This is a genomic window from Rhodoplanes roseus (assembly GCF_003258865.1).
GTDB classification, from domain to species: Bacteria; Pseudomonadota; Alphaproteobacteria; order Rhizobiales; family Xanthobacteraceae; genus Rhodoplanes; species Rhodoplanes roseus.
In genome coordinates this window covers 1-374 of record NZ_NPEX01000690.1, presented here as the reverse complement: position 1 = coordinate 374, position 374 = coordinate 1, and the positions used below count along the sequence as shown (strand labels likewise).

Annotated in this window: 1 protein-coding gene; it reads left to right on the top strand. The window is 71.4% G+C overall.

Translation table 11 applies throughout. The features are described 5' to 3' along the window. Positions 1-128 precede the first annotated feature (128 nt). A partial coding sequence (locus CH341_RS31990) for a hypothetical protein (RefSeq protein WP_146604739.1) occupies positions 129-374 on the top strand: 246 nt, incomplete at its 3' end.

Genomic DNA, 374 nt, shown 5'->3' with positions numbered 1-374 from the left:
CGGGCGATTCGTCATGCCACGAATCCTACATCAGCTGCAGCCGCCGATTCTTGCCCAGTCTCGGAGCGGAATGCGGGAGAGCGGCACGGCCGCGGACCCCGGACCACCGACAACCAGGAGAGCCGTCGATGACCAGCTCGGTCGACACCGTCATGCCGCAGGGCCCGGCCGAGCGCCCCCCTGTGCCGAGCCGGAGCGAGGCGGAGATCGCGCGGTTCAACACCTGGCTCGGCCAGCCGGCGCACTGCCATCGTAAATCCTGCCAGCGGGCGGGGCGCTGCCTCGGCATGCCGCTGCGCTGCCTGCAGGACCACTGGCGCCGGCGGACCGACATCGCCAAGATCTGGATGGAGGGCGCGCACCGGGCGCGCGAC